General features: G+C 62.2%; 21 protein-coding genes and 1 pseudogene. 4 read left to right on the forward strand and 18 right to left on the reverse strand.

What is annotated here, in order from left to right; translation table 11 throughout:
* The first annotated feature begins 191 nt into the window (after positions 1–191).
* Positions 192–662, forward strand: coding sequence for a chemotaxis protein CheW (locus A6U98_RS17705; RefSeq protein WP_003541378.1), 471 nt, complete (start codon positions 192–194; stop codon positions 660–662).
* A gap of 309 nt (positions 663–971) precedes the next feature.
* Here A6U98_RS17705 and A6U98_RS17710 read toward each other — a convergent pair whose 3' ends face one another.
* The 3 genes from A6U98_RS17710 to A6U98_RS38020 all read right to left on the reverse strand — a co-directional run bounded on the left by A6U98_RS17710 (position 972) and on the right by A6U98_RS38020 (position 2250).
* The gene (locus A6U98_RS17710; RefSeq protein WP_064651785.1) at positions 972–1466 is read right to left on the reverse strand and encodes a CreA family protein; all 495 of its coding nucleotides are present in this window, start codon (positions 1464–1466) and stop codon (positions 972–974) included.
* Between the two features lie 78 nt (positions 1467–1544).
* On the reverse strand, positions 1545–2135 hold the full coding sequence (locus A6U98_RS17715; protein ID WP_064651786.1) for a 3'-5' exonuclease: 591 nt from the start codon (positions 2133–2135) through the stop codon (positions 1545–1547).
* Positions 2116–2250 carry a hypothetical protein gene (locus tag A6U98_RS38020; RefSeq protein WP_280950241.1) on the reverse strand — a complete coding sequence of 45 codons (135 nt, stop codon included), beginning with the start codon at positions 2248–2250 and terminating at the stop codon, positions 2116–2118. Before A6U98_RS38020 ends, A6U98_RS17715 begins: the two co-directional genes overlap by 20 nt.
* A 167-nt stretch (positions 2251–2417) precedes the next feature.
* On the opposite strand from A6U98_RS38020, the gene A6U98_RS17720 reads away from it, so the two are divergent.
* Positions 2418–2954 carry a GNAT family N-acetyltransferase gene (locus tag A6U98_RS17720; protein WP_064651787.1) on the forward strand — a complete coding sequence of 179 codons (537 nt, stop codon included), beginning with the start codon at positions 2418–2420 and terminating at the stop codon, positions 2952–2954.
* A 34-nt stretch (positions 2955–2988) separates the two neighbouring features.
* On the opposite strand, the gene ligA is transcribed toward A6U98_RS17720, so the two are convergent.
* From ligA to aqpZ, 10 genes and pseudogenes are all read right to left on the reverse strand, one after another.
* Entirely contained in the window at positions 2989–5145 is a 2157-nt protein-coding gene (gene ligA / locus A6U98_RS17725) for an NAD-dependent DNA ligase LigA (protein WP_064651788.1), read from the reverse strand.
* A 111-nt stretch (positions 5146–5256) separates the two neighbouring features.
* Positions 5257–5780: pseudogene (locus tag A6U98_RS17730) on the reverse strand (DUF6886 family protein).
* Positions 5781–5879: 99 nt separating this feature from the next.
* Positions 5880–7553, reverse strand: coding sequence for a DNA repair protein RecN (gene recN, locus A6U98_RS17735; protein WP_064651789.1), 1674 nt, complete (start codon positions 7551–7553; stop codon positions 5880–5882).
* 5 nt (positions 7554–7558) lie between these two features.
* Positions 7559–8428 carry an outer membrane protein assembly factor BamD gene (locus tag A6U98_RS17740; protein ID WP_018242851.1) on the reverse strand — a complete coding sequence of 290 codons (870 nt, stop codon included), beginning with the start codon at positions 8426–8428 and terminating at the stop codon, positions 7559–7561.
* 255 nt (positions 8429–8683) lie between these two features.
* Positions 8684–9640, reverse strand: coding sequence for a UDP-3-O-acyl-N-acetylglucosamine deacetylase (gene lpxC / locus A6U98_RS17745; RefSeq protein ID WP_064651790.1), 957 nt, complete (start codon positions 9638–9640; stop codon positions 8684–8686).
* Between the two features lie 262 nt (positions 9641–9902).
* Positions 9903–11621 carry a cell division protein FtsZ gene (gene ftsZ / locus A6U98_RS17750; protein ID WP_064651791.1) on the reverse strand — a complete coding sequence of 573 codons (1719 nt, stop codon included), beginning with the start codon at positions 11619–11621 and terminating at the stop codon, positions 9903–9905.
* Positions 11622–11676: 55 nt separating this feature from the next.
* Entirely contained in the window at positions 11677–13008 is a 1332-nt protein-coding gene (gene ftsA, locus A6U98_RS17755) for a cell division protein FtsA (protein WP_012758279.1), read from the reverse strand.
* Complete coding sequence (locus A6U98_RS17760) at positions 13005–13937, reverse strand: cell division protein FtsQ/DivIB (protein WP_064651792.1); 933 nt, start codon at positions 13935–13937, stop codon at positions 13005–13007. The genes ftsA and A6U98_RS17760 overlap by 4 nt, the downstream gene beginning before the upstream one ends.
* Positions 13925–14851 carry a D-alanine--D-alanine ligase gene (locus tag A6U98_RS17765; protein WP_064651793.1) on the reverse strand — a complete coding sequence of 309 codons (927 nt, stop codon included), beginning with the start codon at positions 14849–14851 and terminating at the stop codon, positions 13925–13927. The genes A6U98_RS17760 and A6U98_RS17765 overlap by 13 nt, the downstream gene beginning before the upstream one ends.
* Positions 14852–15123: 272 nt before the next feature.
* The gene (gene aqpZ, locus A6U98_RS17770) at positions 15124–15810 is read right to left on the reverse strand and encodes an aquaporin Z (protein WP_064651794.1); all 687 of its coding nucleotides are present in this window, start codon (positions 15808–15810) and stop codon (positions 15124–15126) included.
* Between the two features lie 271 nt (positions 15811–16081).
* On the opposite strand from aqpZ, the gene A6U98_RS17775 reads away from it, so the two are divergent.
* Positions 16082–17395, forward strand: coding sequence for an MFS transporter (locus A6U98_RS17775; RefSeq protein ID WP_064651795.1), 1314 nt, complete (start codon positions 16082–16084; stop codon positions 17393–17395).
* A 212-nt stretch (positions 17396–17607) separates the two neighbouring features.
* Positions 17608–18537, forward strand: a complete 930-nt coding sequence (locus A6U98_RS17780) for an SDR family oxidoreductase (protein WP_064651796.1) — start codon at positions 17608–17610, stop codon at positions 18535–18537.
* A gap of 4 nt (positions 18538–18541) precedes the next feature.
* On the opposite strand, the gene murB is transcribed toward A6U98_RS17780, so the two are convergent.
* From murB to murD, 5 genes are read right to left on the reverse strand one after another with little or no spacing between them, the layout of a single operon-like run.
* Positions 18542–19516, reverse strand: a complete 975-nt coding sequence (murB, locus tag A6U98_RS17785) for a UDP-N-acetylmuramate dehydrogenase (RefSeq protein WP_064651797.1) — start codon at positions 19514–19516, stop codon at positions 18542–18544.
* Positions 19513–20928 carry a UDP-N-acetylmuramate--L-alanine ligase gene (murC, locus tag A6U98_RS17790; protein ID WP_064651798.1) on the reverse strand — a complete coding sequence of 472 codons (1416 nt, stop codon included), beginning with the start codon at positions 20926–20928 and terminating at the stop codon, positions 19513–19515. Before murC ends, murB begins: the two co-directional genes overlap by 4 nt.
* Complete coding sequence (gene murG / locus A6U98_RS17795) at positions 20925–22049, reverse strand: undecaprenyldiphospho-muramoylpentapeptide beta-N-acetylglucosaminyltransferase (protein WP_064651799.1); 1125 nt, start codon at positions 22047–22049, stop codon at positions 20925–20927. Before murG ends, murC begins: the two co-directional genes overlap by 4 nt.
* A gap of 6 nt (positions 22050–22055) precedes the next feature.
* Positions 22056–23210, reverse strand: a complete 1155-nt coding sequence (ftsW, locus tag A6U98_RS17800; protein WP_017988955.1) for a putative lipid II flippase FtsW — start codon at positions 23208–23210, stop codon at positions 22056–22058.
* Position 23211: 1 nt separating this feature from the next.
* A complete protein-coding gene (gene murD, locus A6U98_RS17805) occupies positions 23212–24624 on the reverse strand; it encodes a UDP-N-acetylmuramoyl-L-alanine--D-glutamate ligase (protein WP_064651800.1) in 1413 nt (470 codons plus the stop codon).
* Position 24625: the final 1 nt, after the last annotated feature.

Genomic DNA, 24625 nt, shown 5'->3' on the forward strand with positions numbered 1-24625 from the left:
GCCACGGCAACGAAATCCGCCCTCAGGAATCTGCACGGATCAAAAATGCATGTGTTTGAATAGCTTACCTCTAAAGCGACTGCCAATCCGAAAATACATATCGTTAGGAAAGACTTAAGCCGTCACATCTATATTTAACGGCGGTTCTACATCGCCTCTCCCGCTGGGGACAACTGGGAAGAATTCTGACCATGAACAACAATAACGCCATCAAGCAGTCGGGCGCTTATCTCGAAATCGTTTCGTTCCACCTGGGCGATCAGGAATTCTGCATCGACATCATGGCCATCCGCGAGATCCGCGGCTGGGCGCCGGTGACGCCGATGCCGCACACCCCGCCCTACGTCTTGGGTCTCATCAACCTGCGCGGCGCCGTGATCCCCGTTATCGACATGGCCTGCCGCCTCGGCATGAAAATGACCGAGCCCTCCGAGCGCTCGGCGATCATCGTCACCGACATCGCCGGCAAGCTGGTCGGCCTGCTGGTCGAGCAGGTTTCCGACATGATGACCATCAAGAGCGAAGACCTGCAGCCGCCGCCGGAAATCATCCCGGAAGCCCAGCGCGCCTTCTGCCGCGGCATCGTCGCGCTCGAAAAGACCATGGTCTGCTTCTTGAACCTCGACACGGTCATTGCCGACGAACTGACACAGGCCGCCTGAGGGCTATTCATATCTGGAATTCGAAGGCCCGGCTCGTCCGGGCCTTTTTGTTTGGTACGATGCGCGAGCGGCATGGTTCAGCCTTTACGATAACCCCTCCCCACCCCCTCCCCACAAGGGGAGGGACTAACTCGAAGCGCCCGCCTCGCTCCTCCCGAAACGTTAAAGATCTGGAAAGCGGGTGCGGCAGTTTAAGCCCCTCCCCCTTGTGGGGGTCCGCAGGACGGGTCGAGACCCGTGGCTCGACCCCGGACGGGTTTGGGGCGGGGTCTTCAACAACGAGCACAAGAGATCCCGAAACCTCCCGCCTTATTGCGGCTTCCCATTCTTCCACACAACGTTCTGCCCATAGAGCGGAATGGTCGAGATCGACATCTTCGCCGAACCGTCCGTCAGTTCGCGCGAATGGGCGAGATAGATCAGCGTGTCGTTCGTCTTGTCGTAGATGCGGTTGACGACCAGCGTCTTCCAGATCAGCGACATGCCTTGGCGGAACACCTCGCTGCCATCCTTGGACAGGTCGATATTGCCGATTTCGATCGGCCCCGTCTGCCGGCAGGCAATGGAATTGTTGGACGGATCCTCGAACCAGTTGCCGTTCTTGAACCGATCGATCAGGCTGCGGTCGAAATAGGTGACGTGGCAGGTGACGCCCTTGACCTCAGGGTCGGAGACCGCATCGACAATGATGTCGTTGCCGATCCAGTCGACCCCGACCTTGCCGACGACTTCGGCTGAGGCAGCACCCGCGGAAAGGGCGGCGAAAGAGAAGGCGGCGAGGAGAAGATTGCGCAGTTTGGACATGGCGGCTCCCTGGATAATCCGCATTCTAGATAAGCATGCACCCATGCTTTGCAAGAAAACGACGTTTGCGGAAAGGGATCAGCCTTTTCGGCAGGTGCAGGGCTCATAGGCCTGCGCCGTCAGCCGACCGGGCTTCATGCCGATGAGCGCCGGTATGGCGTGGACGGCGTGGGCCTTGACCGCCCTTGCCATCTCGATGGCGGCCGCTGCGCAGACGGCGGCATCTTCGGCGGCGTTGTGGTGCACGAAACGCAGGCCGAGATGCTCGGCGATCAGGTTCAGCCGGTGCGAGAGGAAATGCGGCCAGATCCGCTGCGCCATCTTCAGGCTGCAGAGATAGGTTAGCTCCGGATAGGATTGCCGGTAGAGATCGAGGCTCGCCCGCCAGACGCTGAAATCGAAGGCGGCATTGTGCGCGATCATCGTCGCGCCGCGAAAATCCTCCTCGAACTCATCCATTACCTCGGGAAACTCGAGCGCATCTTCGACATGCTCCGGCCGGATGCCATGGATCGCAATGTTCATGCCGGAAAAGCGCATGTCCCGCGGCCGGATCAGCCGCTCCTCGACGCGCGTCACCCTGCCATCCTCGATCCAGGCAAGGCCGACGGAACAGGCGCTGCCGCGCTGTTCGTTCGCCGTCTCGAAGTCAATCGCGATAGTTTTCAATGCCGCAGTCCGAATCGTTTCTTCCAGCACAGGAATACCGCCCCGCTTCCTGCCGCGCAAATTCGACACGACGCCCGGTTGACTTTTTAACGCGCATATCGAAACTTGCTGCCATGATCGGTTCCGTGACCATGGCAGCGCTTATTCATCACACCACGACCCTTGAAGGGTACGCGGGAGCGATGGCGCGTTAGCAGCGATCCGATCATCCCGAAAACCCTGCCGAGGTGAGCAGGGTTTTCGCAAAGCCGGCTCTCCTCCCGAAACAAACGGAGAGCATGAATGTCCGAAAACGAAGAGAATGAACCTCGCGGCCGAGCGCGCCTGCCGGATGGCGTGCTTGTGCGCGCCGTCCGTCTGTCCGATGCGGAGGAGATCACCGATCTCATAAATCTGCCGGGCTACCGGGCCGGCACCTTGCGCCCGCCGTACCAGCGGATCGAAGAGGTTCGCAAGTACATGGAAAATCCGTCGCCGGGCGCGCTCAACCTCGTCGTCACCAAAGACGGCAAAATCGTCGGCAATAGCGGCCTCAACCGTCTTTCCGGCCGCAGGCACCACGTCGCCAGCATCGGCATGGGTGTGCATGACGACTTTACCGGCCACGGCTTCGGACGGATCCTGCTCGGCGCGATGGTCGACGCTGCTGACGACTGGCTCGATATCAAACGGCTGGAACTGACTGTCTACACCGACAACGATGTCGCCATCGGCCTCTACCGGAAATTCGGCTTCGAACAGGAAGGCCTGCTGAAGGCCTTCGGCTTTCGATCCGGCGAGTATGTCGACGCCTATACGATGGCGCGGCTCAGGCTATGAGCGAATGGGAGGCTGGCGGCTCGCCGTCAGCCCTTCACCCGCTGATCAGTGCTAGCCATTCGTCCTCGTCCATCGTCTGCACGCCAAGCTCGCGTGCCTTGTCGAGCTTGGAGCCGGCGCCGGGGCCGGCGACGACGATATCGGTCTTCTTCGAGACCGATCCCGCCACCTTGGCGCCGAGACTTTCCGCCCTCGCCTTCGCCTCGTCGCGGGTAAACTTTTCCAGCGAGCCGGTGAAAACTACAGTCTTGCCGGCGACCGGGCTGCCTGCCGTCACCGGCTGTTCGGCCTCCTCGGGCGTCACTTCCTCGATAAGCCGGGTGATCACCTCGACATTGCGCGGCTCCTTGTAGAATTCGACGATAGCCCGCGCCACGACCTCGCCGATGCCCTCGATGGCGTTGAGATCGTTCCAGGCGTCGCCGGCAAGCGTCTCGGCCTCCCGCATTGCGGTTTCAAAGGCTGCATAGGTGCCGTAGGAGCGCGCCAAGAGCTTCGCCGTAGTCTCGCCGACATGGCGGATGCCGAGCGCGTAGATGAAGCGGTGGAGCGCAATGCTGCGCCGTTCGTTGATCGCTGCATAAAGCTTGCCGACGCTGACCTTGCCGAAGCCATCGATATTTTCCAGCTTGGTCAGCGATTGCTGCTGACGCTTCTCCAGCGTGAAGATATCGGGCGCAGTGCGAATCTGCAGCGACGCGTCCTCGTTTTCGAAGAAGAAGTCGATCTGCTTCGAACCCAGCCCTTCGATATCGAAGGCGTTGCGCGAAACGAAATGCTTCAGATGTTCCGTCGCCTGCGCCCTGCAGATGAAGCCGCCGGTGCAGCGGGTGACCGAATCGAGCTTGCCGGTCTTCTCATGTCTTTCACGCACGGCATGCGAACCGCAGACCGGGCAGGTCTTCGGAAATTCATAGGGTCTGGCATCGGCCGGCCGCTTCTCCATGACGACGTCGAGGACCTGCGGAATGACGTCGCCGGCGCGCTGCACGATAATGGTATCGCCGATGCGGATATCGTGCTCGTCGTCGCGGATGCGCTCGCCGCTATTGCCGATGCCCCTGATGTAATCCGCGTTGTGCAGCGTCGCATTGGTGACGACCACGCCGCCGACGGTGATCGGCGTCAAACGTGCGACCGGTGTCAGGGCGCCGGTGCGGCCGACTTGGATGTCGATATTCTCGACGATCGTGAAAGCCTGCTCCGCCGGAAACTTGTGCGCCGTCGCCCAGCGCGGCGAACGCGAGCGGAAGCCGAGACGAGCCTGCAGCTCGAGACTGTCGACCTTGTAGACGACGCCGTCGATGTCGTAGTCGAGATCCGGGCGCTCGAGGCCGATCTCGTCATAATGCGCCAGGATGTCGGCGACCGAGGTCAGTCGCTTCATCAGCGGATTGACCGGAAAACCCCAGTCCTTGAAGGTCTGCACCATCCCAAATTGCGTATCGGCGGGCATTTCCGACATTTCGCCCCAGGCGTAGGCGAAGAATTTCAGCTTGCGGCTCGCCGTCACCTTGGCGTCGAGCTGGCGCAACGATCCAGCCGCAGTGTTGCGCGGATTGACATAGGTCTGCTTGCCCTCCGCCTCCATCTGCCGGTTCAGCGCCAGGAAGTCGCTCTTGGCCATATAGACTTCGCCGCGGATCTCGACGACCTCGGGAACACCCTTCGGCAACTCGTTGGGGATCTCGGCGATAGTGCGAATGTTGGCGGTGACGTTCTCGCCCGTCGTACCGTCGCCACGCGTTGCAGCCGTCACCAGCCTGCCGTTCTCGTAACGGATCGACATCGAGAGGCCATCGATCTTCGGCTCGGCGGTGAAGGCGATCGACTGGTCCGGCAGCCGGCCGAGGAAACGATAGACGCCGGCGACGAAATCCTGCACGTCCTCCTGCGAGAAAGTGTTGTCGAGCGACAGCATCGGCCGCGCATGGACGACAGGCGAGAACGTGACGGAGGGCGCTGCACCGACATGCCGCGATGGACTGTCTTCGCGGATCAGCTCGGGAAACCGCACTTCCAGCGCATCATTGCGGCGCTTCAGCGCGTCGTAATCGGCATCCGAAATCTCCGGCCGGTCCTTGCCGTGATAGAGCGCATCGTGATGCGCAATCTCCTTTGCCAGCCGTTCAAGCTCGACGGCAGCCTCTTCGATCGTCAACGTGTCGACGGTGAAACCTTCGGTGGACATGGAACATCACTCCAGAGAATCTGGCCAGAAAATCTGGATTGTTTTTAGAGCAAAATTGCCGGATGAAAAGAGAGGCTGGATATCCTGCATCGGGAAGATTGGTCTACCGACCTATTCCCAATCCCTGGCGTTACGCAACCGGATGCCGCTGACATGCAAGCTGGTGTTCCAGAGGTTCTTCAACGGCCGCAGGCTATCGACCACCCGAAGCTCCACCCTGCGCGGCGCAAACTCCTGGTCGAGCCGCGAGATGGCGGTCCTCTCCAGGGGAATGACGCGTCTGCGGGCTACCCACATGCCGGCATCGTTCAGATCCTCGAAGCTCTCGGCCGGCATCTCGTAACGGTGGATCGTCTCCGCTTCGAGCCTTTCCAGCCAATGGCGCTCGACGCAGGCGACGGCCCGCCAGTCGCCGAGCCAGCGCCGCCGTTCGGCCTCGGGCGTATCGGCTGTCGCCCAGAACAGGATGCGGGGGCAATCGCGTGGAAAGAGATACATGAAATCATGATCGGCATCAATTGCCCAGGCGGACCGTTCAGCCATTCTCGGCCAGGCGAACGGGCAGACGGGACGCGAACCGGGCGTGGTTCGAACGCCGCAATACCGGAATCGTCGCTGAAATGGAAAAGCCGCATGGCATGAGCTCGTCGCCGATCGGGAAGCTTCAGCGCATATCGCGCCGCGGGATGATTGTCATCCCGCCGGCCCGAGCGGAAAGAGCATCGGAAGAAAAATCAGCCGTTGCCGGCGAGCAGCCGCTTTGCCGCCGCCCTCGCCTCTTCGGTGACCGAAGCCCCGGCCAGCATACGGGCGATCTCCTCGGTGCGGTCCTTCTGCGCCATCGTCGCGACGCGGGTGGCGATCTTTTCGGAACCGTCGGCCGACGGTCCTTTGGAAATCAAAAGATGCGTCGCGGCCCGTGCCGCGACTTGCGGCGCATGCGTGACCGACAGCACCTGCACCCGCTCCGACAGCCGCTTCAGCCGCTGGCCGATCGCATCGGCCACCGCGCCGCCGACGCCGGTATCGATTTCGTCGAAGACGAGCGTCGGGGCCGATCCGCGATCGGCGAGCGCCACTTTCAGCGCCAACAGGAAACGCGACAGTTCGCCGCCCGAGGCGACCTTCATGATCGAGCCCGGCCGCGTGCCCGGATTGGTCTGGACATGGAACTCGACGACGTCGATACCTTCGGCCAGCGCCTCTCCCGCATCCGTGGTGATCTCGACCATGAAACGGGCGCGTTCAAGCTTCAGCGCCGGCAGCTCGGCCATGACGGCCTCAGCGAGTGCGGTGCCGGCATGATGGCGCTTGTCGGACAGCGAGCGCGCCGCCGCATCGTAATTTTCCCGCGCCAGGCCGACCTCGGCGTCGAGCCGAGCAAGCCGCTCCTCACCCGCGTCGAGATCGGCAAGATCGGCGATCATGCGCACGGCAAGCGCCGGCAGTTCGGTGACGGGCACGGAATATTTGCGCGAGGCGGCCCTGAGCGCGAAAAGCCGCTCCTCCACCCGCTCCAGCTCTCTCGGATCGTATTCGGTCTTGCGCAGCGCCGCCTCGACTTCCATCTGCGCGTTGGAAAGCTGATCGAGCGCGGCATCGAGCAGCGTCACGGTGTCTTCGAGCAGTCCGGGCGCCTCATGGCTCTTGCGCTCCAGCCGGCGCACCAGCGAGGCGATATGGGGCACCGGCGAGGCATTGCCGTTCAGAAATTCGGACGCCTCGGCGATATCGCCGGCGATTCGCTCGGCCTTCATCATCTTCTGCCGGCGATCGGCGAGCTCTTCCTCCTCGCCATCCTGCGGCGAGAGCTTCTCGAGCTCCTCGACCGAAGAGCGCAGATAGTCGGCTTCGCGCGCCGCACTTTCCACCTTCTCCCGGTGCTTCTTCAGCGTCCGCTCGCTGTCGCGCCACAGGCGATAGAGCCTGGAGACCTCTGAAACCTCGTCAGTGAGGCCGGCAAAGGCATCGAGCAGGGTGCGATGCGCATTGGTGTCGACAAGGGCGCGATCGTCGTGCTGGCCGTGGATTTCGACCAGCATCTGACCGGCCTGGCGCATCAGTTGCACGCTGACCGGCTGGTCGTTGACATAGGCCTTGGTGCGCCCGTCCGCCGATTGCTGGCGGCGGAAGATCAGGTCGCCCTCGTCGTCGATACCGTTTTCACGCAGGAGTGTGCGGGCGCCGTGTTCCATGCCGACGTCGAACACCGCCGTCACCTGGCCCTTGTCCTCGCCATGGCGCACCAGGTCGCCGTCGCCGCGCCCACCCAGCGCCAGCGACAGGCTGTCGAGCAGGATGGATTTGCCCGCCCCGGTCTCGCCCGTCAGCACGGAGAGGCCGGTCTCGAAGGCAAGATCCAGCCGCTCGATCAGGACGATATCGCGGATCGAAAGCTGGATCAGCATTGGCCTCAGGAACCGAGAAGAAGTTTCTTGCCCGCTGCGGCGATCCACGAGCCCTTGTTTTCACGCGGCTCGGCACCGCCGCTCTGCAGCAGCTTGTAGGAATCAGCATACCACTGGCTGTCGGGGTAATTGTGACCGAGAACGGCAGCGGCTGTCTGCGCCTCGTCGACGATGCCCATGGAGTAATAAGCTTCAACGAGACGCGCCAAGGCCTCTTCGATCTGGTTCGTGTTCGGATATTTCTCGACGACGATGCGGAAGCGCGAGATCGCGGCGAGATATTCCTTCCGCTCCATGTAGTAGCGGCCGATCTGCATTTCCTTGCCGGCGAGCTGGTCGCGCGCAAAGCGGATCTTGGCCTGTGCATCGTCAACATATTCGGAGTTCGGATAATTGTCGATGACGGCCTGCATCGCCTCGATCGTCTTGGCCGAGGCGCGCTGGTCCTGCGTCACGTCGACGATCTGCTTGGAATAGGTGAGACCGATGAGATACTGCACATAGGCAGCATCCTGGGACTTCGGATATTGCGACATGTAGCGGTTGCCGGAAGCAAGCGCATCGTCCAGCCGGCCCTGGCGGTATTTGACGAAGGTGCTCATCACAAGCGCCTTGCGCGCCCATTCGGAAAATGGGTTCTCGCGGTCGATCGCGTCGAACTTGCGCGCCGCTTCCGCCATGTTGCCGGCCTTCATATTGGCAAGGCCCTGAGTGTAGAGCACATCAGGCGGATCGGTTTCGAGACCGAGCTTGGTGATGTCGATATCGGGATCCGACTGGCAACCGGAGATCGAGGCGCCTGCGCTGAGCACCAGAAGCGATGCGAACAAAGCGCGCGCTGTCTTCATCATACCTTCAGATCCTGCATAACCCATTCGAAAGAACCCCACTGCTGCCGCTCTCTCCACGGCAGCCACGCCTCGCTGGCGTTTCTAGCCACAAATGTGCATCAAGAGCAACGCAATGATAAGGCATTAACGCATTTTTGTGGCAGCAGCCGCAGAATGATCGGCTTTTCAACTTCTTCCCGACCTGTGGCGGCCAAGCATCGGTCTATTGCCCAGACACGCCGGACATAAAAAAACCGCCTCCGGGAAAGAGGCGGCCTGGTCTTGAGAATATGCTGGAGGTCATGCCGACCAGGGAGCGAATTCCGAAGCACTGACCGCGATCAGTTCACGGGCAGCGACGCGCTGGCGCGGCGTCGACGTCTCGACCACCTCGTAGGCGGAGGAATCGGCGAGCAGCGCCTTCAGCGCATTGGCATTCATCTTGTGACCGCCGCGATAGGAACGGTAGCAACCGATGAACTGGACGCCGGCAAGCGAGAGATCGCCGACGGCATCGAGCGTCTTGTGGCGGACAAATTCGTCCTTGGCGTAACGCAGCCCTTCGACGTTGATGACGGTGTTGTCGTCCGAGATGACGACGGAATTTTCAAGCGAGGAGCCGAGCGCGTGGCCCGACGCCCAGAGACGCTCGACATCGCGCATGAAACCGAAGGTGCGGGCGCGGGAAAGCTCGGTCTTGAAGACCGCGGCGGTCATGTCGCCGGCCCACTTCTGCCGGCCGATCAGCGGGCAATCGAAATCGATCTCGACTTCGAAGCGCGTACCGTCATACGGGCGGAATTCGCTCCAGGAGCCGCCATGCTCGATTCGCACCGGCTTGGTGATACGGATATAGCGGCGCTTGACGCCGAGCGAGACGAGACCAACCTGCTCGATCGCCTCGACGAAGGGCAGCGAACTGCCGTCCATGATGGGCATTTCGGAGCCCTGCACTTCGATCAGCACATTGTCGAGGCCGAGAGCATAGACGGCGGCCATGACATGCTCGATCGTCGCGACCGAATGGGCCGGTGAGAATCCGAGGACGGTGCAGAGGTCAGTATTGCCGACCTGCGAGGAGACGGCTTTGAGTTCGGTGATGTCGCCATTGTCATGCAGGCGCTGGAAAACGACGCCGGTGTCCGATTCGGCCGGGTTCAGGGTGATCGAAACGTCAGCGCCCGAATGGACCCCGATGCCCGAAAGCGTCACGGGACGCGATACCGTCGTTTGAAACCCCAGCAAGCCAATAGCCATAAATTCTGCCTTTTATTCTTCCGTACCGGCGGTCTGTCCGATCGGCACGGTCATCATTCATTCTGCAGAAGGAGCCGTCGAAAAGACTCCTAGGGCAGTTTCCTTGCGACCATACTTACGTGCGCCGACGCTCCAATCCAAATCACTGTTTCTTTCGCTTTGTTACGAAGTCACACGATTGAAATCGCTTGCGAATCGCAGGCTGAAAAACAGCAATGCCCGGGACCTTGATCCCGGGCATAAACGGTGCCGAAGCACGCACTCAGTTCGACTGGCGACGCAGGAATGCCGGGATTTCCAGCTGGTCGTCTTCCTGCATCATCCGGGCCTGCGGAACCGCGCGGCCCTGGTCGTCGAGGTTGCCGCGTCGCGGTGCATAGAGGCTTGCCTCAGGCGACAGCGGACGGCGCTGCTGCGAAGCGGCCGGCGGTGCGGCGGTCATGTCGGCGGCAACGGCATCGTCGTCGCGGCGGCCAAGCGAATTGGTGATTCGCTTGAGCAGGCCCATCGGACCGCGCTCCTCCGCCGCATGCGCGGAAGCCGGCTGCGTGCGGTGGTCGAGTTCGGCCTGAACGACCGGCGGGAAATCCTCGACCTTCGGCATGCGCATCGGTTCGGGCGCCTGACGGATGATCGGCTCCTGCCGGATCGGCTGCTGCTGGACCGGCTGGCTGATGACAGGCTGGCTCATGGCGGGCGCCGGAGCCTGCTGCTGCACCGGTGCCGGACGCATTGCCGGAGCTTCCGGCGCAGGCGCGAAGATCTTGCTCTGCGGACGGAAAGTTTCCTGCTGTGGAGCCGGCTGCTGCAGCGGTGCGGCAGCACGCGGGGCCGGAATTTCGAGCTCGCGTTCCATCTCGGCTTCGCGGATGGTCTGCGCGATCGGATCCATGGCCTTCGGTGCCTGCATCACGGGGGCAGGCTGGACTGCGGCCGCTGCCGGAGCAACAGCCGCGGAGGGACGGATAACCGGCCTTGCTGCCGGCTGGAGGTTCCGTTCGGCGGCTTCGTTCATCGCCCGGTCGATGCCGGTTGCGACGACAGAGACGCGGATGATGCCTTCGAGCGATTCGTCGAAGGTGGCGCCGAGGATGATGTTGGCGTCAGGATCGACTTCCTCGCGGATGCGGGTCGCGGCTTCGTCGACTTCGAAGAGGGTGAGGTCGCGACCGCCGGTGATGGAGATCAGCAGGCCCTGGGCGCCCTTCATCGAGGTTTCGTCGAGCAGCGGGTTGGCGATCGCAGCCTCTGCAGCCTGCAGCGCGCGGCCGGAGCCGGAGGCTTCGCCGGTGCCCATCATCGCGCGGCCCATCTCGCGCATCACCGAGCGGACGTCGGCGAAGTCGAGGTTGATGAGGCCTTCCTTGACCATCAGGTCGGTGATGCAGGCAACGCCCGAATAGAGAACCTGGTCGGCCATGGCGAAGGCATCGGCGAAGGTCGTCTTGTCGTTGGCAATGCGGAAGAGGTTCTGGTTCGGAATGACGATCAGCGTATCGACAGACTTCTGCAGTTCCTGGATGCCCATCTCGGCCAGGCGCATGCGGCGCCCGCCTTCGAAATGGAACGGCTTGGTGACGACGCCGACTGTCAGGATGCCCTTGTTGCGGGCTGCCTGTGCGACAACCGGAGCAGCACCCGTACCGGTGCCGCCGCCCATGCCGGCGGTGACGAAGCACATATGCGTGCCGTTCAGGTGATCGACGATCTCGTCGATGCACTCCTCGGCGGCCGCGCGGCCGACTTCCGGCTGCGAGCCGGCACCGAGGCCTTCGGTGACGTTGACGCCGAGCTGGATGATGCGCTCGGCCTTCGTCATCGTCAGCGCCTGCGCATCCGTGTTGGCGACGACGAAGTCGACGCCCTGGAGGCCGGCGGTAATCATGTTGTTGACGGCATTGCCGCCACCGCCGCCAACGCCGAACACGGTGATGCGCGGCTTCAGCTCTGTGATGTCAGGCTTTTGCAGCTTGATGGTCATGGTACCTGTTCCTTCTCTCTCTGGCCGCATCGCCACGCCGGCCAATTACTCAATTTCAGAAACTTTCCTTCAGCCACTGGCCCATGCGGGCTATGCGGCTGTTATTTCCCCCAAGCGACATGAGCAGACCGCTCTGTGACGCATGTGTCTCCATGTCCGCGACCTGCGGATAGATCATCAGGCCGACGGCCGTCGAAAAGGCCGGGCCCTTGGCCGCCGTCGGCAACCCCGAGACGCCCATCGGACGGCCGATGCGGACGTTGCGGGCAAGGATGCGCCGGGCCACGTCGGCAAGGCCGGTCAACTGGCTCGCTCCGCCGGTCAGCACGACGCGCTTGCCGACGATCGGGCTGAAACCGGAGCGCTGGATACGGTCGCGGATCAGTTCCATCGTCTCTTCGATACGGGCCGATACGATGCGCGAAACCAGCGCCCGCGGCACCTGCGACGGCTGGTCGCGATCGTCCTCGCCGATTGGCGGGATTGAGATCAGCTCGCGCTCGTCGGAGGAATTCGAAAGAGCCGAGGCATGCACGACCTTCAGCCGCTCCGCATCCTCGATGCGGGTCGAAAGGCCGCGTGCCAAATCGGTGGTGACGTGATGACCGCCAAGGCCGACGGCATCCGTATGAACGAGCTTGCCCTCGGCAAAGACCGAGATCGTCGTCGTGCCGCCGCCCAAGTCGATCGCCGCGCAGCCGAGCTCGACCTCATCGTCGACGAGAGCCGCAAGACCCGATGCATAGGGCGTCGCGACGATGCCCTCGACCGACAGATGCGCACGATTAACGCTAAGTTCGAGGTTCTTCAGTGCCGAGCGCTCCGCCGTCACGACATGCATGTCGACGCCGAGCGCGTCGCCATACATCGCCAGCGGATCGCGGATGCCGCGCTCGCCGTCGAGCGAAAAGCCGGTCGCCAGTGAATGCAGCACCGAACGGTCCTGGCGCAGCGACTGCTGGCAAGCGGCCGACAGCACCTTCTTCAGATCGTTGAGCTCGACTTCCTGGCCGCCGAGATCGATCGTTGCGGTGTAGATATCGCTGCCGAGCCGGCCGGCCGTCAGATTGACGATCAGGCTCTCGACGGTCAGCCCCGCCATGCGCTCCGCCGCGTCGACCGCAAGGCGGATGACGCCTTCCAGCGCGTCGAGATCGGCGATGACGCCGGTCTTGATGCCGCGGGAACGCTGGTGGCCGATGCCGATGATCTCGATATTGTGCGTGCGGCCCGGCAGGATCTGGCTTTCCTCGCGCGGCGTCAGCCGGCCGATCATGCAGACGACCTTGGTCGAACCGATGTCGAGCACCGAAACGACATGTGACCGCTTCGACGAAAGCGGCTTCAGGCGCGGCAATCCGAAATGGGATGAACCGAACAAGCTCATATATTCTGCCCCGCCTTCTTCAATTCTTTCGTACGCTCCGTCACTGCCGTCTGCCTGCGGATCGCCGCCTCCGGCGTCAGCTGGATCGCGGTTCTGTCGGACAGTCTGAGATCGACTGCGGCAATGTCCCGCTCCAGGAGCTGGTGCTCCTTGTCGAACTTCGAAAGCGTCGCCAGTGCCTGGTCGATACCGTCTTCCGGCAGCTTGACGACGACGCCGTTGTCCATGTGCAGGTCCCAGCGGCGGCCTGATATCCAGACATAGGCCTTCACGCGGGCCTTCACGTCAGGCCACTTCGAGAAGGCGTCGTCGAGCGAAGCCGCCGCCGTTTCGGCATCGCGGCCGACGACGAGCGGCAGCGCCGAAAACTTGTTGTCGCGCAGCGGCGCAATGACGCTGCCGTTCTTCTCGATCAGGGAAAGCTCCTGCCCGTGCTGCCAGATCGCATAGGCCTGGCGCTCCTTGAGCTTCACCTCGATCGTCTTCGGATAAATCTTGCGGACCTCGACATTCTCGACCCAGGGAAGATGCGCGATCTTCCGGCGGGCAGCATCGACGTCGAGCGCGACCAGCGAGGTCGTGCCATCAAGGCCGATCAACTGCAGGATCTCGATTTCGGAGGTCTCAGAATTGCCGGAGACCTTGACGTCCTCGATCGCAAAACCCGCGGCCGTCGTCGTTGCCTGCGCCACAGCTTCGGTGTGACCGCCGAGCGACATGCCGTAAAGCCCCGTCGCACCTAAGAAAGCGAGCGCCGAGACCGTGCCCGTATGAACGGGAATATAGATTCGGCCGCTGCAGAGGCTGATCAGGAAGCGCGTGATCCGGCGCAGCGGGCGCGGCAGCACGAACCGCTCTTCGGCTTCCATGATCGGAAGCACGGCATGATGGCTGGGGCGCCCAATCCTCTTGACTGTCAACGCAAACAAGACGCGTCCTCCACCATCCACCGGAGAAACTGACCAAATGAATAGCCGGCATGACCGGCCATTTCGGGCACGAGCGAGGTTGGAGTCATGCCTGGCTGGGTATTGACCTCCAGCCAGATAATTTCGCCGTCTTCGGAGAAACGATCGTCGTAACGAAAGTCGGACCGACTGACGCCGCGACAACCGATTGCCTGATGCGCCCTTAGGGACAATGTTTGTATTTTTTGGTAAATATTCGGTGAAATTTTCGCGGGGATGACGTGTTTTGAACCGCCCGCCGCATACTTGGAGTCGTAATCATAGAAATTGTGTCCCTGCGGCACCACTTCCGTGACACCGAGCGGAGTTTCGCCCATGACACCGCAGGTGAGTTCGCGACCGTAAATATAGCGCTCGACGATCACTTCCTCGCCGTAACGCCACTCAGGCGAGCTGACGATCTGCGGCGGATGCGCCTGATCCTCCGTGACGATGACGACGCCGAAGCTTGACCCCTCACGGACGGGCTTGACGACATAGGGCGGCTTCATCGGATGCGTCGAAGGAAAAGCGAAACGGTTGACCACCTGCGATTCGGCGACCGGAATACCGGCGGCGGCGGCAACGAGCTTCGCCTTATCCTTGTCCATCGCAAGCGCCGAGGCAAGCACGCCCGAATGCGTATAGGGGATCTCGAGATATTCGAGGATGCCCTGAATGGTGCCGTCCTCGCCGAATGGGCCGTGAAGCGCATTGAAGACGACATCGGGCTTCAGCGCGGCGAGCTTCTCGGAAACGTCGCGCCCCACGTCGATGCGCGTCACATCGAAGCCCTCTGCCTCGAGAGCTTCTGCGCAAGCCTTTCCCGAGGAAAGGCTGACAGGCCTTTCCGAGGAAAATCCGCCCATCAGGACAGCGACATGCTTGCGACTCATCAACACCCCCAAAAATAACTTCCATTTTCGAAATCGACGCTTGCGCGAAGCTGTCTGCGCCGTTTCGGGCCTTTGTCCGACCTGGGTGCATTAGAGCATCATTATGGTTAATGAAGTGTTTACTTTCGTTAACTTCGTATTGCCGCGCCCTTGATTTTTTAACTTTCTCGTCTTCGGGATTGCCAGATCGAAGATGCCGCCGATCCGCGAAAACAGAAAAACCCGCACGGAAAAACCGCGCGGGCTCAATGGGATAGCTCGGTATCTTGCAGTCAGTCGGCGTCGTCGAGGAATTTCCATACGAGCCCGCCGAGCGCTCCGCCTGCGAGCGGCGCAATCCAGAACAGCCAGAGCTGCTGCAGCGCCCAGCCGCCGACGAAAAGCGCCTGGCTGGTGGAACGGGCCGGATTGACCGAAGTGTTTGTGACGGGGATAGAGACGAGATGGATCAGCGTCAGCCCAAGGCCGATCGCAAGTGGCGCGAAGCCCGCAGGCACCCGGCTGCTGGTCGATCCCAAGATGATGATCAGGAAGAACATGGTGAGCAGCACTTCGATCAGCAGTGCCGAAAGCAGCGAATAACCGCCTGGAGAATGGTCGCCATATCCGTTGGCGGCAAAGCCGCCGAGTTCGAAACCCGCCTTGCCGCTGGCGATGAGATAAAGCAGCGCCGCCGCGGCGATGGCGCCGACAACCTGAGCGACGATATAGGGAATGAGGCGCGCCGCCGGAAACCGTCCGGCAACCGTAAGGCCAAGCGAGACGGCGGGATTGAAATGACCGCCCGAAATGCCGCCCACGGCATAGGCCATGGTGAGCACGGTCAGACCGAACGCAAAGGCCACGCCGACAAAACCAATCCCAAGCTCGGGATAGGCCGCGGCCAGCACGGCGCTGCCGCATCCGCCGAAGACCAGCCAGAACGTGCCGAGAAATTCGGCAACAAGACTCTTTTGCATGGATATCTCCTCTGCCCTCAACCAGAGGGTTAGCAATGAATCCGTTACAATTCGATTCCGGTCAAGCGCGTGGGCGCCGCCACGGCAAGCTTCACGCAAGGCAGCAAAACCCAAGGATTTGAGATGACGCCGGGGGACTCGAGCCGGCAATGCATGCGAGCCGCGTCCCCTGTACCGACTGCATGTTTTGACGTTTTCTCGGATCTGAAATTGCGTTAAGACCCCGCCAGCCTGCCAAGGCGCTCCCTAGAAATACTGGATTGGAATGAAAATGACTGACGCGATCTCCGCATCGCCGACTCCTGCCTCGAACAGCACGCAAGTCAATTCTCCGGCTCGCGTCCTTATCGCCAGCCTTGTCGGCACCACCATCGAATTCTTCGACTTTTACGTCTACGCGACGGCAGCCGTCCTCGTCTTCCCACACCTCTTCTTCCCGGCAAGCGATTCGAACGCCGCAACGCTGCAGTCGCTGGTCACCTTCTCGATCGCCTTTTTCGCCCGCCCCATCGGTGCCGTGGTTTTCGGTCATTTCGGCGACCGCATCGGCCGCAAGGCGACGCTCGTCGCCGCGCTGATGACGATGGGCCTTTCGACCGTGCTGATCGGCATGCTGCCCGGCTATGATGCGATCGGCATTGCCGCACCGCTGTTGCTGGCGCTTTGCCGTTTCGGCCAGGGCCTCGGCCTCGGCGGCGAATGGGGTGGCGCCGTTCTCCTTGCCACCGAAAACGCTCCTCCCGGCAAGCGCAGCTGGTACGCCATGTTCCCGCAGCTCGGCGCGCCGATCGGCTTCATCCTCTCCTCCGGCTTCTTCCTCATCCTGGCGGAAACGATGAGCAACGAGGATTTCCTCGACTACGGATGGCGCATTCCCTTCATCGCCAGCCTCGCCCTCGTCGCCGTCGGCCTCTATGTCCGCCTGAAGATTGCCGAGACGCCGGAATTCCGCAAAGCCGTCGAAAAGCACGAGCGTGTCGCCGTGCCGATCGAGGTCGTCTTCCGCAGCCATCTGCGCAGCTTGATCCTCGGCACCTTCATCGCCGTCGCGACCTTCGTGCTGTTCTACCTGATGACGGTCTTCACGCTCTCCTGGGGTACGACATCTCTGGAAAAGGGTGGGCTCGGTTATACGAGAGAGCAGTTCCTGGTCGTCCAGCTTGTCGGCGTCGTCTTCTTCGGCCTGACGATCCCGCTCTCTGGCTGGCTCTCCGATCTCTATTCGCGCCGCATCATCCTGACGCTGACGACAATCGCCATCGCCATCTTCGGCTTCTTCTACGCGACGCTGTTGACCAGCGGTCTCACAGGCGCTTTCCTGTGCTCGATCATCGGCCTCGCCTTGATGGGCTTCACCTATGGTCCGATCGGCGCTGCCCTGGCCGCCCCCTTTCCGACCACGGTGCGCTATACCGGCGCCTCGATGACCTTCAACCTCGGCGGCATCTTCGGCGCTTCGCTCGCCCCTTATATCGCCACCTGGCTCGCCACCCATTACAGCCTCGACTATGTCGGCTACTACCTCACCGCCTCGGCAGTGATCTCGCTGGTCTGCATCCGGCTGTCGGGCCGCGAGGAAGTCTGAGCTTCGAGCAGCAAGCAAACAACAAGCCGCGACGGCTAGCGCATCGGCCCGAAAATCGGAATCGATTTTCGGGCCGATGCGTAGGTTCAAACAGTTAGAGCGTCCTTTGTGCGTCCGAAAGGACGCACGGCGCTCCAATGTCGCGGCTTTTTTATTGATGCCGTCAGCAGTTCCGGTTAACCCGAACACTCGCGGTAAAACGGGAACAGATCATGCGATGCCTCATTACCGGCGCAGCCGGCTTTGTCGGTGGGCCTCTCGTCGAAAGACTGCATAGAGAGCGGATATGCGAGCTTGCGGTGACGACGCGATCTGCAGCCGCCAGCTTCCCGACATCTGTGCGGCATTTCCCCATCGAGATAACAAGCGAAACCGATTGGACAGTGGTTCTCGAGGGTATCGATGTCATCGTCCATCTCGCCGCTCGTGTTCACATCATGAACGACCGCGCAGCCGATCCGCTTGCGGAATTTCGTTTGATCAACACCGCCGCCACGTTGAACCTCGCCGAACAGGCCGCCCGCGCGGGCGTAAAAAGGTTCGTCTTCATCAGCAGCATCAAGGTCAATGGTGAGGAGAACGATCGGCCCTTCCGGCACGACGATACGCCAATGCCGATCGATCCCTACGGCATTTCGAAGCTGGAAACCGAAATCGGGCTGCATGAAATCGCCGCCCGAACAGGCATGGAAGCCGTCGTCATTCGCCCGCCGCTCGTCTATGGATCCGGTGCGAGGGGCAATTTCGCCCTGCTCGTCGGACTTGTCCGGAAGAGGATACCGCTCCCCTTCGCGTCGCTGAAGAACCGCCGGACACTGGTCGCGCTTCCAAATCTCGTCGATCTGATCATCACCGGGATGAAGCATCCGGGTGCTGCCGGCCAGACTTTTCTCGCCGGCGATGGAGAGGATCTTTCGACTCCCGGTCTTATCGAAGGGATTGCCGCAGGGCTGGGTGTCAAACCGATGCTGCTCCCCTTCCCCCCAGCACTGTTGCAGATGGGCGCGAGAGTCACCGGAAAGGACGCCGTCTACCAGCGTCTTTGCGGTTCCCTGCAGGTCGATATATCCCATGCCCGCGACGTGCTTCGCTGGTCGCCCCTCGTCACCCCGCGCGAAGGCCTGAAGCTTGCGGTGACGTAAACCGTTATTCGCTTGTCACACCGTGGAACGGACGCACCTCACGGCCGGGCATGAAGACGCCGAGGCGTTTGATTTCCCATTCGAGCTTGATGCCGTCTTTTTCAAAAACCTCGCGACGCACCTGTTCGCCGAGATATTCGAGGTCGTAGCCGGTCGCCTGCCCCATGTTGATCATGAAGTTGCAGTGAAGCGACGACATCTGCGCTCCGCCGATGACGAGGCCACGGCAGCCTGCCTCGTCGACCAGTTTCCAAGCCGAATGGCCGGCCGGGTTCTTGAAGGTCGAGCCACCGGTCTTTTCGCGCACCGGCTGCACCGTCTCGCGGTGATTGCGCACGGCGTCCATCTCGGCACGGATCTTGGCGCGCTCTTCCGGATAGCCCTCGAACAGCACGGAGGTGAAGATCAGATCTGTGGATGCGGTCGAATGCCGGTAGGAATAGCCCATCTCGGCATTGGAAAGCACATGCTTGTCGCCCTTGCGGTCGACCGCATGGACCTCGATCAGCCGCTCACGCGTCTCCACGCCGTTGGCACCGGCATTCATGCGCGCCGCGCCACCGATGCCGCCCGGAATTCCGTAGAAGAAATGGAAGCCGCCGATGCCGTTGTCCATCGCCATCGCCGCCACATGTTTATCAGGGCAGATGGCGCCGGCCAGGATGCGGTTTTCGCCGGCAAGTTCGACGAAGCCGAACCCCTTGGCCGACAGGCGCAGCACGACGCCGGGAATGCCGCCGTCGCGTACCAGGATGTTGGAGCCGACGCCGACCACCGTCAGCGGCACCTCTTCCGGCAATATCTTCAGGAAGGCGATGAGATCGTCGACGTCATGCGGCTGGAACATCAGCTCGGCCAAGCCGCCGGCCCTGAACCAGGTGACACGGTCCATCGGGGCATCCGGCGTGATACGGCCGCGGATATCCTTTACACCGTCTCCGAGAGACGCGAGAAGCTTTTCCCCATTCACCTGTTTCATACGGACTTTCCCGATAGGCCTTCCAGTTGCTTGGGCAGCGCCGCCGCCCAGGATGTGATGCTCCCAGCCCCCAACAGAACCACGAAATCGCCTGGCTTTGCAACCTCCGCGACCATCTGCGGCAGAAGCTCCGCCGAGCTTAGAAAGCGGGCGTCGCGATGGCCACCGGACTTTATGCGCGAGACCAGCGACACGGAATCGATGCCCTCGATCGGATCCTCGCCCGCCGCATAGACGGGTGCCAGGAAGATGCTGTCGGCATCGTTGAAGCAGGCGGCGAATTCCTCGAACAGGCTCGCAAGACGGCTAAAGCGATGCGGCTGGTGGACGGCGATGACACGCCCCTTGCAGGATTCTCGAGCGGCGCGCAGCACCGCCTTGATCTCGACCGGATGATGGCCATAATCGTCGAAGATCTGCACGCCATTCCACTCGCCGGTCAGCGTGAAGCGGCGCTTGACGCCACCGAAAGAGGCAAGCCCCTTGGCGATATCTGCGCTCGATATGCCGAGCCGGTTGGCAACGGCGATCGCCGCCGTTGCGTTGGAAATATTATGCCGTCCGGGCATCGGCATGACCAGCCCCTTGAGCTCGATCACCTGGCCGGTGCGGCGGCGGCGGATTTCGACGTCGAAGATCGAGCGCGTGCCGTCGATGCGCACATTCTTGAAGCGCACGTCGGCCTGCGGGTTCTCGCCATAGGTGATGATCTTGCGGTCCTCGATGCGGCCGACCAGAGACTGCACCTCGGGATGGTCGAGACACATGACGCCGAAGCCGTAGAACGGCACGTTCTCGACGAACTGCCGGAAGGCGGCGCGCACGGCGTCGAAATTGCCGTAATGGTCGAGATGTTCCGGGTCGATATTGGTGATGACCGCGACATCGGCCGGAAGCTTCAGGAAGGTGCCGTCCGATTCGTCGGCCTCGACCACCATCCACTCGCCCTCGCCCATGCGGGCATTGGTCCCGTAGGCATTGATGATGCCGCCATTGATCACGGTCGGGTCCAGCCCGCCGGCTTCAAGCAGCGTGGCGACCAGCGAGGTGGTCGTCGTCTTGCCATGTGTGCCGCCGATGGCGATCGCATTGCGGAAGCGCATCAGCTCGGCGAGCATTTCGGCACGGCGCACCACTGGCAGCAGCTTTTCGCGCGCGGCGATCAGTTCCGGATTGCTCTTCTTGATTGCCGTCGAGACGACGACGACTTCAGCATCGCCCAGGTTTTCAGCCCGGTGGCCGACGAATACCTCGATACCCTTGTCGCGCAGGCGCTGGACATTGGCACTGTCGGCCTGGTCCGATCCCTGCACCTTGTGGCCGAGATTGTGCAGCACCTCGGCAATGCCGCTCATACCGATGCCGCCAATGCCGATGAAATGGACGAGACCGATCGTCTTCGGCAGTTTCATGCGCGTGTCCTCTTGAATTCCGCAATTGTCCGTCTGGCGGCAATAGCCTCAACCATGTCGGCAAGCAAGTTCGCGGCATCGGGTTTCCCGGCGAGTTTCGCCGCCGCCGCCATGTGCGAAAGCTTTTCCGGATCGTTCATCACAGCCGTCAGGATCGCCGCAATCTTCTCCGGCGAAAGCTCCGACTGGGCGATCACCTTCGCCCCGCCGGTCGCAGCAAGTGCTGCGGCATTCGCCGCCTGGTCGTGATCGAGGGCGTGCGGGTAAGGCACGAGCACGGCAGGCCGGCCGATGACGGAGATTTCCGAGACCGTCGAGGCGCCCGAACGGCAGATGACGAGATGCGCCCTGGCCAGCCTCTCGGCCATATCGTTGAAGAAGGGTGCGATATCGGCTCCCATCTCCAGCCTGGCGACGCAGCCGCTGACCATCTCCATATCCTCGGGACGCACCTGCTGGGTGATGCGCAGGCGCACGCGAAGCGCGTCGTCGAGCAGGCTGATCGCCGTCGGCAGCGCCTTGGAGAAATATTGCGCGCCCTGGCTGCCGCCGAAGACGACGAGGTTGAAGGCCTCGCCTGGATGCGACGGCGTGTAAGGCACCTCAGCTGCGGCGATGATTGCCGGGCGGACGGGATTGCCAGTCGTCACCGTCTTGTCCGGAAAGGCAGCGCCTCCCTCCGGCAGGAAACCGCCGGCGATGGCCTGCACGCGGGTTGCCAAGGCCTTGTTGGCACGGCCCATCACGGCGTTCTGCTCGTGGATCATCGACGGCACGCCGAGCCGGGTGGCGGCAAGCAGCGGCGGCACGGTGGGATAACCGCCGAAACCGACAACGATGACAGGCTGCAGCCGTTGGATCAGCTTCTTTGCCGCCCGCATGCCGCTCCAGAGCGTCCACAGCGAGCGGGCGACGGCAACCGGGTTCTTCGAGCCGATCGTCGCCGACGGCACGACATGGATCTCCTCGGCCGGAAACTTGCCGGCATAACGCTCGGCCCGGCTGTCCGTGACGAGATGCACCGTATAGCCGCGCTCCTTCAGCTTGAAGGCCAGCGCCTCCGCCGGGAACACATGGCCGCCGGTTCCCCCGGCGGCAAGCAGCACGATGCCTTTGCTCATGGTCTTCTACTCCGCCGGCATGCCGTGCGGGACGCGGAAGAGGCTCCGGTCCTGCGCGCGTTTTTCCGGTCGATGGCGCGTCAGCGCCAGAATGAAGCCGGCGGTGACGCAGATCGCCACCATTGACGAGCCGCCATAGGAAATCAGCGGCAGCGTCATGCCCTTTGCCGGCAGCAGCTCGAGATTGACGCCGATGTTGATGATCGACTGGATGCCCATCTGCAGCACCAGGCCGGCGACGGCGAAGCGGTTGAAGTCGTTGCGCTCGCGATAGGCATGCGAGAGGCCGCGCAGCACCAGCACGGTAAACAGCGCGACGAGCGCCATGCAGAAGACGATGCCGAACTCCTCGGCCGCGACCGAGAAGATGAAGTCGGTATGCGCGTCCGGGATGATGCGCTTGACGATGCCTTCGCCCGGTCCCTGGCCGAACCAGCTACCGCGGATGATCGCCTCGCGCGCCGTGTCGATCTGAAAAGTATCACCCTCGCCGGTCATGAACTTGTCTATTCGGCCGGCGACGTGCGGGAAGACGTAGTAGGCGCTGAGCAGGCCGCCGGCACCGCCGATGCCGAGCAGCATGATCCAGATCCATGGCATGCCGGCCATGAAGAACATCCCGCCCCAGACGGCCGTAGTCAGGATGGTCTGGCCGAGATCCGGCTGCGCGACAAGAAGGGCCGCGACGATGCCGAACAGAATGATGGCAAAGAGATTGCCGGGGATCTCCGGCTGGCGCGCATGTTCGGCAAACAGCCAGGCGCAGACCACGACGAAAGCAGGTTTCATGAATTCCGACGGCTGGATGGAAAGGCCGGCGATCCAGATCCAGCGCCTGCCACCCTTGACCTCCTGCCCGACGAACAGCACCAGCACCATCATCGCGACCGAGATGATCAGGATCAGGATCGCGGTTCGCCGCACCTGGCGTGGCGTCAGGAACGACAGCCCGAGCATGACGCCGATCGAAGGGATCATGAAGGCCGCATGGCGTTTGACGAAATGGAAGGGCTCGAGCCCGATGCGTTCGGCGACCGCAGGAGATGCCGCAAACGACAGCATGAAGCCGATGCCCATCAGGAAGATGAACATTGCCAGGAAGAAGCGGTCGATGGTCCAGAACCAATCGGCCAGAGGCCCACGTTCCGCGCGGCTTACCATGTCATTTCTCTCCTGTTGCCGGACCGATCAGCATCGTAATCCCGTCAAGCGCCGCCACGTGGCCGACGAAGGCTTCGCCCCTGACTTCGAAATTCTTATACTGGTCGAAGCTTGCGCAAGCCGGGGATAACATCACGGCCGAAGCAGCGCTCTCGTCGCGTTCGGCATCGGCGGCCGCATGCGCGACAGCGCGCTCCAGCGTGTCCGAGATCTCGTAAGGCACGGCCTCGCCGAGCGTCGCGGCGAATTCCGCCGCCGCCTCGCCGATCAGATAGGCCTTGGCGATGCGCGGAAAATAGGGAGCAAGCGTCGTGATCCCGCCAGCCTTCGGCAGACCGCCGGCGATCCAATAGATGCGATCATAGCTCGAAAGAGCGGGTGCTGCGGCATCGGCATTGGTCGCCTTGGAATCGTTGACGAAAACGACGCGGCCACGCTGACCGACCGGCTGCATGCGGTGCTTCAGTCCGGGAAACGAGGCAAGGCCGGTGCGGATGTCGTCGGCGGAGACCCCGACCGCAAGGCAGGCGGCGACGGCGGCTGCAGCGTTCTGCGCATTATGGCTGCCGCGCAGCGTCTGGATGCCGTCGAGATCGGCGAAGGGCAGCATAGCGCCGCCGGCGGCTTGGATGAGTTTGGTGCCCTCGACATAGATGCCGTCGGCCAGCACGTTGCGGCGCGAAATACGGACCACCTTGACGCCTGCCCGCTCGACACGATCGGCAATCAGTGCCGAAAGGCTGTCGTCGACGCCGACGATCGCGACATCGCTGCCGGCGACCAGCCTTTCCTTGATATCGGCATAATGCTGCATGGTGCCGTGACGGTCGAGATGATCGGGCGTCAGGTTGAGCAGGATGCCGGCAGACGGGTCCAGCGTCGGCGCCAGATCGATCTGGTAGGAGGAGCATTCGACGACATAATAACGCTCGGCCTTCGGCGGATCGAGCGTCAGCACGGCCGTGCCGATATTGCCGCCGAGCTGCGTGTCGTAGCCTGATGATTTCAGGATATGGGCGATCAGCGCCGTCGTGGTCGACTTGCCGTTGGTGCCGGTTATGGCGATGAAGGGGCAATCCGGCGCGTGGGCGCGGCGCTCGCGCACGAAGAGTTCGACGTCGCCAGCGATATCGACGCCGGCGGCCCGCGCCAGATCGACGGTCCAGTGCGGCTTCGGATGGGTGAGCGGCACGCCGGGCGACAGCACGAACAGCGCCTGCTGGCTCCAGTCGATGTTGTGCAGGTCTTCCGTCCTGATGCCTTCGGCAGCGGCCTTGGCGACACTATCGGGATTGTCGTCCCAGGCGGTCACATCGGCTCCGCCTGATATCAGCGCCCGGGCGGTGGCAAAGCCGGAGCCGCCGAGCCCGAAGAGCGCGACCTTCCTGTCCTTGAGCGTCGTGACCGGGATCATC

Source organism: Rhizobium sp. WYCCWR10014 (assembly GCF_001657485.1).
GTDB lineage: Bacteria > Pseudomonadota > Alphaproteobacteria > Rhizobiales > Rhizobiaceae > Rhizobium.

What these genes read in the sequence shown, in the direction of transcription:
- A6U98_RS17705 (WP_003541378.1), top strand. Translation starts at nt 192, where the DNA reads ATGAACAACAATAACGCCATCAAGCAGTCGGGCGCTTATCTCGAAATC.
- A6U98_RS17710 (WP_064651785.1), bottom strand. Translation starts at nt 1,466, where the DNA reads ATGTCCAAACTGCGCAATCTTCTCCTCGCCGCCTTCTCTTTCGCCGCC.
- A6U98_RS38020 (WP_280950241.1), bottom strand. Translation starts at nt 2,250, where the DNA reads ATGGCAGCAAGTTTCGATATGCGCGTTAAAAAGTCAACCGGGCGTCGT.
- A6U98_RS17720 (WP_064651787.1), top strand. Translation starts at nt 2,418, where the DNA reads ATGTCCGAAAACGAAGAGAATGAACCTCGCGGCCGAGCGCGCCTGCCG.
- ligA (WP_064651788.1), bottom strand. Translation starts at nt 5,145, where the DNA reads ATGTCCACCGAAGGTTTCACCGTCGACACGTTGACGATCGAAGAGGCT.
- recN (WP_064651789.1), bottom strand. Translation starts at nt 7,553, where the DNA reads ATGCTGATCCAGCTTTCGATCCGCGATATCGTCCTGATCGAGCGGCTG.
- A6U98_RS17740 (WP_018242851.1), bottom strand. Translation starts at nt 8,428, where the DNA reads ATGGGTTATGCAGGATCTGAAGGTATGATGAAGACAGCGCGCGCTTTG.
- lpxC (WP_064651790.1), bottom strand. Translation starts at nt 9,640, where the DNA reads ATGGCTATTGGCTTGCTGGGGTTTCAAACGACGGTATCGCGTCCCGTG.
- ftsZ (WP_064651791.1), bottom strand. Translation starts at nt 11,621, where the DNA reads ATGACCATCAAGCTGCAAAAGCCTGACATCACAGAGCTGAAGCCGCGC.
- ftsA (WP_012758279.1), bottom strand. Translation starts at nt 13,008, where the DNA reads ATGAGCTTGTTCGGTTCATCCCATTTCGGATTGCCGCGCCTGAAGCCG.
- A6U98_RS17765 (WP_064651793.1), bottom strand. Translation starts at nt 14,851, where the DNA reads ATGAGTCGCAAGCATGTCGCTGTCCTGATGGGCGGATTTTCCTCGGAA.
- aqpZ (WP_064651794.1), bottom strand. Translation starts at nt 15,810, where the DNA reads ATGCAAAAGAGTCTTGTTGCCGAATTTCTCGGCACGTTCTGGCTGGTC.
- A6U98_RS17775 (WP_064651795.1), top strand. Translation starts at nt 16,082, where the DNA reads ATGACTGACGCGATCTCCGCATCGCCGACTCCTGCCTCGAACAGCACG.
- A6U98_RS17780 (WP_064651796.1), top strand. Translation starts at nt 17,608, where the DNA reads ATGCGATGCCTCATTACCGGCGCAGCCGGCTTTGTCGGTGGGCCTCTC.
- murB (WP_064651797.1), bottom strand. Translation starts at nt 19,516, where the DNA reads ATGAAACAGGTGAATGGGGAAAAGCTTCTCGCGTCTCTCGGAGACGGT.
- murC (WP_064651798.1), bottom strand. Translation starts at nt 20,928, where the DNA reads ATGAAACTGCCGAAGACGATCGGTCTCGTCCATTTCATCGGCATTGGC.
- murG (WP_064651799.1), bottom strand. Translation starts at nt 22,049, where the DNA reads ATGAGCAAAGGCATCGTGCTGCTTGCCGCCGGGGGAACCGGCGGCCAT.
- ftsW (WP_017988955.1), bottom strand. Translation starts at nt 23,210, where the DNA reads ATGGTAAGCCGCGCGGAACGTGGGCCTCTGGCCGATTGGTTCTGGACC.
- murD (WP_064651800.1), bottom strand. Translation starts at nt 24,624, where the DNA reads ATGATCCCGGTCACGACGCTCAAGGACAGGAAGGTCGCGCTCTTCGGG.